The following is an 8,559-nucleotide window of genomic DNA, read 5'->3' on the forward strand; positions in this document are numbered from 1 at the left end:
GAATTGTCCAGCTAGGGCTAATACAAAATCATTTTCTATCGTAACTTTACCGTTTGGAGTTTCGATTTCTACTTCATTTTCTCGAATTTCTGTTATATTCGATTGAAAATAAGCTTTAATACTTCCTTCGGCAATTCTGTTTTCGATATCCGGTTTTGCCCAATATTTAACTCTGTTGTTTATTTCATTTTTACGAATAACCATCGTGACATTTGCTCCTTTTCTCCAACATTCGAGTGCTGCATCGACAGACGAATTATTAGCACCAACTACCAAAACATTTCTAAAAGCATATTCGTGCGCTTCTTTATAATAATGGCGAACTTTAGAGAGATCTTCTCCTTTTATGTTCATGGTAATCGGGATATCATAAAAACCGGTTGCTATAACCACATTTTTTGCTTCGTAACTATTTTTATTGGTTTTGATATTAAAAAAATTACGTTCAAGTTTTTGAACCTGAGTAACTTCTTCGAACAAATTTATAGAAAAATTAAAGTAACGATGAATATTTCGATAATATTCTAAAGCATCCTGACGTCCTGGTTTTGGAGTTAGACAATTAAACGGAATATCACCAATTTCAAGCCTTTCGGCGGTTGAAAAAAAGGTCATATACAAAGGATAATTAAAAATACTATTGACAATTGCTCCTTTTTCTATAATTAAGTAACGTAAATTTTTCTTTTGCGCTTCGATTGCACAAGCAAGACCTATTGGTCCGCCTCCAACAATTATTAAATCATATTGTTCTGTCATAACGTTATTGTTTTCCCCAATCTTTAAACGGTTTTTTACTCAAATAGGCATTGTAATATCTTTCATCATTGGTTACTTCTTCTCCTAGCCAATCCGGTTTTTCGAAAGTATCAGTTTCTGATTCCAGTTCTATTTCCGCCATTATCAAACCCTCGTTTTCTCCATAAAATTCATCTACTTCAAAAATGTGGTTTCCTGATTTTATTTCAAAACGGGTTTTTTCTATTTTGCCTTTCTCGCATAATTTAAGTAATTGCTGCGCTTCATCAAGCGGAATTTCGTTTTCCCATTCAAAACGGGACATTCCGCCTTGCTGACTAATTCCTTTTATGGTAATAAAGCCTTTATTGCCTTTTATTCTAACGCGAACGGTTCTTTCCGGAATCGAACTTAGATAACCCTGAGCTATCTTATTTTGAGTAAAAGCCTGTTCTTTAAAATCATCCGATTTTACAAGAAACTTTCTTTCTATTTCGACCATTTTTTCTGTAAATTATTTTTGATGCAAGTTACTCAATTTCCTTAAAAGATCTTTTACGTCTGAATTGCAAGTGTTTAAAATGTTTTTGAATCGAATAAGAAAAAAATTATTTGCCTTATTTTGATATAAAAATAACTCACTGATAAACAGAGTTATATGTCTTTTTTAATTAAATTTGTGTAACTTTAATCTTATAATTTATGTCTAAAAAAGCACTCTATTTATTGGGTATTGTTGTAACAATCATTTTAGGTACATTTTTGTATTTAAATTTTTGTTGCAATTGTTGCGTAAAAACGCCTGTACCGGATGCTGAAAAGAAACCGGTAGCAATAGCTCAGGATGGAAACTTCGTTCCATTTATTTTAAGTGGTTCCGGAATTGAGTATCAAACACATGATAATCTCAAGTTCCTGAAAAATAGTTCTTTATTACTTATACCAGTTAGTGACTCGGTAAGTATTGGTTTAGAAAAGCTTAAAACACTTTTGATTTCTAATCCCAAACAAAAAATTACCATTACAGGTTATGCTATTTCTGATGAGACCAATACATCAAAATTCGAGAATCTGGGACTTGCGAGGGCAAATGATGTTAAAAATTATTTTGTTTCTAAAGGATTTAATGCTTCAAACTTTGATGTAAAAGGAGAAATAATCGATAAGTGGGAAACTAAATCAGATACCATTCTGGGTCCTGTAGCTTATCAATTCGAAACTGCAAAAGATAGCGTTGTTTCTAATGATGAATGGAGCACATTGAAAGAAAAAATCAATTCAGATCCCCTTACGCTACATTTTAACACCAATAAAGCCAGTAATAAGCTAGGCAATATCGAGAAACAAAAAGTGGCAGATATTATTAAATATACGAAGCAGGTTAAAGATGCAACTGTTTTGGTTGTTGGATATAGTGACAATGTTGGAAATCGTGATGGTAATGTTGCTCTTGGGCAAAAACGTGCTGAGTTTTCTAAAAAATATTTGTCTCAACAAGGTGTTGATGCTTCACGTATTATTACTGAATCTAAAGGTCCTGATGAACCGGTTGGCGAAAATACAACTCCAGAAGGAAAAGCAAGTAACAGAAGAACAGTCATTACAATTAAATAATTAATCAAAAATATACTATTATGAATATACCTTGTATCTTAATACCTGCGCTGGTGGGTTTAATTTGTGGAATTTTAGGTTACTTACTGGGAAAATTGACTTCGAAAGGAGATGATTCGCTGGCTTTATCCTTGCAAGCTGATTTGGATGCCTGCAAAGCAAACACCAGAAGTCTTAATGCTAAAATCTCTTCACTGGAGGCTGATCTGGCTGCAAAAGCAAATTTCTCTGCATCTGGTACGACTACACAATCATTTGCGGCCAATGTTCCGCCTGCATTGCTTTTTGACGGTATACTTGCCAAAACTATTTATGGTAAAAGTATAAAGGAAAATGATCTTAAAATTGTTGAAGGAATCGGACCAAAAATAGAAGCTTTGTTTAATGCTGCGGGAATCACAACCTGGAGAGAATTATCTGCAACACCTACTGAAAGGTTGCAAGCGATTCTTGACGGAGGCGGAGAAAATTATGCAATACATAACCCAAGTACCTGGGCAAAACAAGCTTTACTGGCCTACGAAGGAAAATGGCAGGAATTGAAAGACTGGCAACAAAATTTACTTGGAGGGAAAGAGTAAAAAACAGGTTCAAAGGTACAGAGGTNNCCTCTGAACCTTTGTTACTTTGTGCCTCCTAAAAAAAAGAGTTCCATTTTTTAGCTTTATTATACCATAATTGTCCTTGTAAAACTTCTAGCGGACAATCGAAATTATTGTTATAAAGTGCACCGGTTCCTAAACCTTGCGGCATTTTTGAATTTTGAAGAAATGTCCATTGTGCAATAGCATTAAGACCAATATTACTTTCTAATGCAGATGTTATCCACCAGCCAATTTTAAACTTTTCGGCAAGATCAATCCATTCTTTAGTTCCTCTAAAACCACCAACAAAACTTGGTTTCAGGATTATATATTGGGGTTTAATTTCCTGTAGTAATTTTTCTTTTTCCTGGAAGGAAAAAATGCCTATTAATTCTTCGTCGAGTGCAATAGGAAATGGAGTTGTTTGACACAACTCTGCCATTTCGTCTATATTCCCTTTTTTAATGGGCTGCTCGATACTATGAAGCTCAAATTGATCTAATTGATTCAGTTTATCTAAAGCTTCGTTTAAAGCAAAAGCACCATTAGCATCTACCCTGATCTCGATTTGTTTTGCTGAAAAATGACTTCGGATAAAGCGCAATAATTCCAGTTCTTTCTCAAAATCGATAGCGCCAATTTTTAGTTTGATGCAATTGAAACCATCGGCTAATTTCTCTTCGATTTGTTGTTTCATATACGAAGCTTCGCCCATCCAGACCAGACCATTGATGGTTATTGATTTTGAATTATTGGTAAAATCGGAAGGAAATAACACATACGGATTTTCGCTTTTAAGGGATAAAAAAGCCATTTCGATTCCAAATTGTATCGACGGAAATTCTAATAAAGATTCCCATAAAGCGGTTTCGCCAAGTGTAATATTCTGGCAGGCCCATTTTATTTTTTCCTCATAATCTTCCCGATCATCAGCGCTCAGGCCACGCAGGATTCCGCACTCGCCTATTCCTTTTTTACCATTTTCTTCAAGAATGATAAACCAGGTTTCTTTCTCGGTCATAACACCTCTCGATGTTCCCGAAGGGCGTTTAAAATCGAGCATGTATTTATGGTAAGTTGCTTTCATATTTTTTTTAAACCATATAAGTTATATAAGTTCATTTAAAAGGTTTGCGTAAATCTGAATGACTGTAATCTAAAATTATATCATATAGTTATATGATAATAATTTAAACTTAACAGACTATAATTTAAATGAACTTATAGCACTTATATGGTAAAATTTTAATTGTATAATTTTAGAACTCTTTCGAAGTCTTTTGAGGGTAAACCTGCTTTTTGGAAAACAGTAAAATCCAGTTTTGTTTTTTCTATCCAGCTCAAACTGTCTGTAACATTTTGAGCTTGGTATTTTTTGTAAATAGCTTTTGCTTCGCTATACTCATCACTGACCAAATAAACATGTGCTAAATTTAATTTTACCAATAATTCTGTATCATCCAATTTTTCGCCTTCTTTAAGGAATTTAATAGCTTTTGCGTATTGTTTGGTCAAAATGTAGCAATAACCAATAGAACCGTAATCTAATGCGGTTGCTTTTTGATCGTTGATGATGGTATTTAGTTTTTGAATCGCTTCATTGTATTTTTGTTGTTTAATGAGTGACGAAACCTGAGTTCTCAGGTCATTATAAACATTTTTAGAAATATCAACATCTTTGTAACAGCTGTTTCCAAAGTCTTTATACTCCTTATTTTTTTCGATAGGTAATAACTTCTGAAATTCTGAATAACGATATTGTTTCATAATTTTATCCAGAATACAAACGCAAAAATCATCAGAATTCGCCATTTTCTGTGCCATTGTAGAGGTTTTGCAAAGGCTTATAATTTCGTTTTTATTATCCTGATTCCAACCACGATTTAGTTTTGTATCGACCCAAGGCACGACTTCCAGTACAACTTTTTGATTTAAAACCCAATTTTTACTGGTAAATCCAAACCAAATTGTAGCGGTATTTTGTTTTAAACAAGATGATTTATCAAGAGATAATCGTTTTGCATCTTTATTTACGGGATCTACTTGTGCATAACAGGCTTTGTCTGTTTTTCCGTCGTCTACATATTTTTTTGCATCATCATTGGATGTAAATAATGCGTAAGTACAGGAATCATCACCGGAAATTTTAGACATTAAAAAAACTGCTCCCGCTGAACCCTGACCAATTCCGTAAGGATCCGGAATTGCTTTTAGCATCGAAACCAGACTGTTGGTCATTTGTTGGTTTTCGTCCAGAAGTGTAATTCTGTATACAATTTCTGTGGTTCCAACAGGCAAATCTTCTGTTTTTACGGTGATTCTGTCCCGTGCCGAAACTATAATTTCTCTTGTTGTAGCACGTTCTTTGTCCCAATAACCATCTTTTTGTGCAAAAGCGTTATAGGAAACTATAATTAAAAGAAATAGAGTAAATCTTTTTAAATTCATTTTAGAAAATTTAGATTAAATATTTCAAGCAAATTTCAAGCCTAATTTTTTAATATTTCACGAATCCGCTTTTCAGCTTCTTCTTTTGTAATTCCGTTATAAAAATCTTTTACAAAAGGATGGTCGAAATTACTATGTGGAAAAACTTCAGGTCTTTCGTTCCCATTTTTGGTAACTACTGTTGTTGGTATACTTCCTGAAAATTCGTATTGCGGAATAAAATTGGAAAGCCAGCCAAAATATTGGTTTTCATGATTCTCGTTGTCAAAGTTTTCAAGGTAGTTTTCAAAACTTTCTTCACTTAACGAAACCCAAAAACCATATTCGAGATCCTGGCAATGATCATTGACTTTTTGAAATAAAACGCATCTAACAAATCTAAGAACATGTTCAGGATGTTTGATTACGCAAAAATCGTTATCAATGATGGCAATTTCTTCTTTTTCCTGAGCTGAAAGTTTAGTGTAACTATTGGGTGAATTATAAGCTATTGCGGGCCAGCTTTCCTGCTCTTGGCCACAACAATCACAAATAAATTTAATAGTGTTGTCCATATAAAATGTCTTATAAAAACGAAATCCCAAGCCCCGATTACTTCACCAATATTTTATTTTTATTGGAGTTCAGTAAGCTTCGTTTGAGGCGGCATCCTTTTTTGAGAAGATTTTTTATCGACTCAAAAAAGATAGAGTTAAAGCGGGAAAGAGCTCCCGCTTTAACTCTCTTTAGGATATTATTAAAGTTCTATTGATTCTCCTACTTCTAAAAGCATCAAATCTTTTCCTTTATCAAAAAATTTACGAATCGCATCTTCGTGATTGATTTCGATATATCCAAAAGTATCAAAGTGATAGCCCAGGATTTTATCGCATTCTACAAAATCAGAGGCAATGATAGCATCTTCGATATCCATGGTAAAATTGTTACCAATTGGAAGAATTGCCAAATCTAGTTTTGTTCGTAACGGGATCAGCTTCATATCAAATGTAAGGGCTGTGTCTCCGGCAATATAGATATTTTTATGCTCGCTTTCGATGACAAAACCACCTGGATTTCCGCCATAAGTTCCGTCAGGAAAAGAACTTGAATGTATCGCATTTACATATCTCACGGTTCCAAAATCGAATTTCCAGCTTCCGCCGTGATTCATAGGGTGTGCTTTGAACTCTCTTTGAGCGTAGTAACTTGTAATCTCTGCATTCGAAACTATCGTTGCATTAGTACGTTTTGCAAGGGCTTCGACGTCAAGAACGTGATCACCATGTGCATGTGTCAATAAAATATAGTCTGCTTTTAGTGTGTTTATGTCAATAGCAGCCGCTTTTGGATTTCCTGTTATAAAAGGATCAACAATAATATGTTTTCCCGCAACTTCAATGCCTAAAGAGGCGTGTCCGTAAAATGTAATTTTCATTTTGATTAATTTTAAAAGTTGAACTTCGTTTTATCTTCCGCCTAAGAAAAGGTTAACAATAATGTCTGAAATCAACGAAATCATACATACTGTCAATAATATTGAAAGTAAAAATGTACTTAGTGCCAGTTTTTTTAATTCGGGATCTAACAGCTTAGGGTCCTGATTTTTATAAACAGTAATTAAATGTTTGGTCAACGGGATGTAAGCCAGTAAAAACAGGTATTGATCGAAGTTGTAATCGCTTAGAATGGCAAAAACAACTACGAAAACCATAGCCGTAATGATCAAAGTAAAATGATAAATTTTAGCTTTTGCACCGCCAATTTGAACTACGATTGTATTTTTTCCGGATTTTTTGTCTGATTCTTCGTCACGCATGTTATTAAGGTTCAGAACTCCAACACTTAATAAACCAATTGCTACTGCGGGAAGTATCAACAGGGGATCAACTTCTTTAGAGTATAAAAAGTTTACGCCTAAAGTGCTGACAAGACCAAAGAAAACAAATACAAACAGGTCTCCAAATCCTTTATATCCGTAAGCCGAATTTCCTACTGTATAACGAATTGCCGAAGCTATTGCTGCAATTCCTAATACTAAAAAGAAGATTGAATATCCGAAATTGGTTTCGCCAAAGGCAAAATATATTAGAATAATAGCGGCCAATAATGTTAAGACCGAAGTTATTATTATAGCTTTTTTCATGGCTTGTGGTGTAATAACACCACTTTGTATCGCACGTTTTGGCCCTATTCTGTCTTCGTTATCAGTTCCTTTTACACCATCTCCGTAATCATTTGCAAAATTGGACAGGATTTGTAAACCAAGGGTTGTTAGAAGTGCAAAACCAAAAATTTTCCAGCTAAAAACTTCTGTTGGAGTGTTAATCGTTTCTGTAGGGTTTGAAAGCGCATAAATACTTCCAACTATAATTCCGGAAACTGATAAAGGTAATGTGCGCAATCTTGCGGCTTCAATCCAGTGTTTCATCTATTTTATTTTAGAATTTTGATTTTAGATTTTAGATTNNAAAATCTAAAATCAGAAATCCAAAATATTTTTATGGCAACCATTTGTTTTCGCCAAAGTTTGGTTTTCTTTTTTCTAAGAAAGCGTTTCTTCCCTCTTTTGCTTCTTCGGTCATATAGGCCAGACGTGTTGCTTCGCCGGCAAAAACCTGTTGTCCTACCATTCCGTCGTCTGTTAAATTCATGGCGAATTTTAGCATTTTTATAGAAGTAGGCGATTTTTGAAGAATTTCCTGAGCCCACTCATAAGCAGTATCTTCTAATTCATCGTGTGGGATAACCGCATTTACCATTCCCATATCCATAGCTTCCTGTGCAGAATAGTTTCTTCCTAAAAAGAAAATTTCACGTGCTTTTTTCTGACCTACCATTTTTGCCAGGTAAGCAGATCCGTAACCACCATCGAAACTGGTGACATCAGCATCTGTTTGTTTAAAAATAGCGTGTTCTTTGCTTGCCAGCGTCATGTCGCAAACTACGTGCAAACTGTGTCCGCCACCTACTGCCCAACCCGGAACCACTGCAATGACTACTTTTGGCATAAAACGAATTAAACGCTGTACTTCAAGAATATTTAAACGATGTTGTCCATCTTCGCCTACGTAACCCTGATGTCCACGAGCGTTTTGGTCTCCTCCGCTGCAAAATGAATAAATACCATCTTTGGTAGAAGGTCCTTCTGCCGAAAGTAGCACTACTCCTATCGAAGTATCTTCTTGTGCATCGTAAA

General features: G+C 34.7%; 10 protein-coding genes. 2 read left to right on the forward strand and 8 right to left on the reverse strand.

Going from position 1 to position 8,559, the window contains the following annotated elements; all coding sequences use genetic code 11:
* Together B0A64_RS23615 and B0A64_RS23620 are read right to left on the reverse strand one after the other, a co-directional pair.
* A partial coding sequence (locus B0A64_RS23615; RefSeq protein WP_123875957.1) for a YpdA family putative bacillithiol disulfide reductase occupies window positions 1–759 on the reverse strand: 759 nt, incomplete at its 3' end.
* Window positions 760–763: 4 nt separating this feature from the next.
* Complete coding sequence (locus tag B0A64_RS23620; RefSeq protein ID WP_089481920.1) at window positions 764–1,240, reverse strand: CYTH domain-containing protein; 477 nt, start codon at window positions 1,238–1,240, stop codon at window positions 764–766.
* A 200-nt stretch (window positions 1,241–1,440) separates the two neighbouring features.
* Here B0A64_RS23620 and B0A64_RS23625 point away from each other — a divergent pair, with 200 nt between their 5' ends.
* Both B0A64_RS23625 and B0A64_RS23630 read left to right on the forward strand, forming a co-directional pair.
* The gene (locus B0A64_RS23625; protein ID WP_089481921.1) at window positions 1,441–2,352 is read left to right on the forward strand and encodes an OmpA family protein; all 912 of its coding nucleotides are present in this window, start codon (window positions 1,441–1,443) and stop codon (window positions 2,350–2,352) included.
* A gap of 20 nt (window positions 2,353–2,372) precedes the next feature.
* Window positions 2,373–2,933 carry a hypothetical protein gene (locus B0A64_RS23630; protein WP_089481922.1) on the forward strand — a complete coding sequence of 187 codons (561 nt, stop codon included), beginning with the start codon at window positions 2,373–2,375 and terminating at the stop codon, window positions 2,931–2,933.
* A 55-nt stretch (window positions 2,934–2,988) separates the two neighbouring features.
* Here B0A64_RS23630 and menC read toward each other — a convergent pair whose 3' ends face one another.
* The 6 genes from menC to B0A64_RS23660 form a co-directional block, all read right to left on the reverse strand.
* On the reverse strand, window positions 2,989–4,023 hold the full coding sequence (menC, locus tag B0A64_RS23635; protein ID WP_089481923.1) for an o-succinylbenzoate synthase: 1,035 nt from the start codon (window positions 4,021–4,023) through the stop codon (window positions 2,989–2,991).
* 158 nt (window positions 4,024–4,181) lie between these two features.
* On the reverse strand, window positions 4,182–5,384 hold the full coding sequence (locus B0A64_RS23640) for a tetratricopeptide repeat protein (RefSeq protein ID WP_089481924.1): 1,203 nt from the start codon (window positions 5,382–5,384) through the stop codon (window positions 4,182–4,184).
* 41 nt (window positions 5,385–5,425) lie between these two features.
* Entirely contained in the window at window positions 5,426–5,938 is a 513-nt protein-coding gene (locus tag B0A64_RS23645; RefSeq protein WP_089481925.1) for a DUF2199 domain-containing protein, read from the reverse strand.
* 182 nt (window positions 5,939–6,120) lie between these two features.
* Entirely contained in the window at window positions 6,121–6,798 is a 678-nt protein-coding gene (locus B0A64_RS23650) for a metal-dependent hydrolase (RefSeq protein WP_089481926.1), read from the reverse strand.
* Between the two features lie 30 nt (window positions 6,799–6,828).
* Window positions 6,829–7,791 carry a 1,4-dihydroxy-2-naphthoate octaprenyltransferase gene (gene menA / locus B0A64_RS23655; RefSeq protein ID WP_089481927.1) on the reverse strand — a complete coding sequence of 321 codons (963 nt, stop codon included), beginning with the start codon at window positions 7,789–7,791 and terminating at the stop codon, window positions 6,829–6,831.
* A gap of 70 nt (window positions 7,792–7,861) precedes the next feature.
* Window positions 7,862–8,559: 1,4-dihydroxy-2-naphthoyl-CoA synthase (locus B0A64_RS23660; protein WP_089481928.1), on the reverse strand; the 698-nt coding region annotated here is incomplete at its 5' end.

The organism is Flavobacterium araucananum (assembly GCF_002222055.1).
GTDB classification, from domain to species: Bacteria; Bacteroidota; Bacteroidia; order Flavobacteriales; family Flavobacteriaceae; genus Flavobacterium; species Flavobacterium araucananum.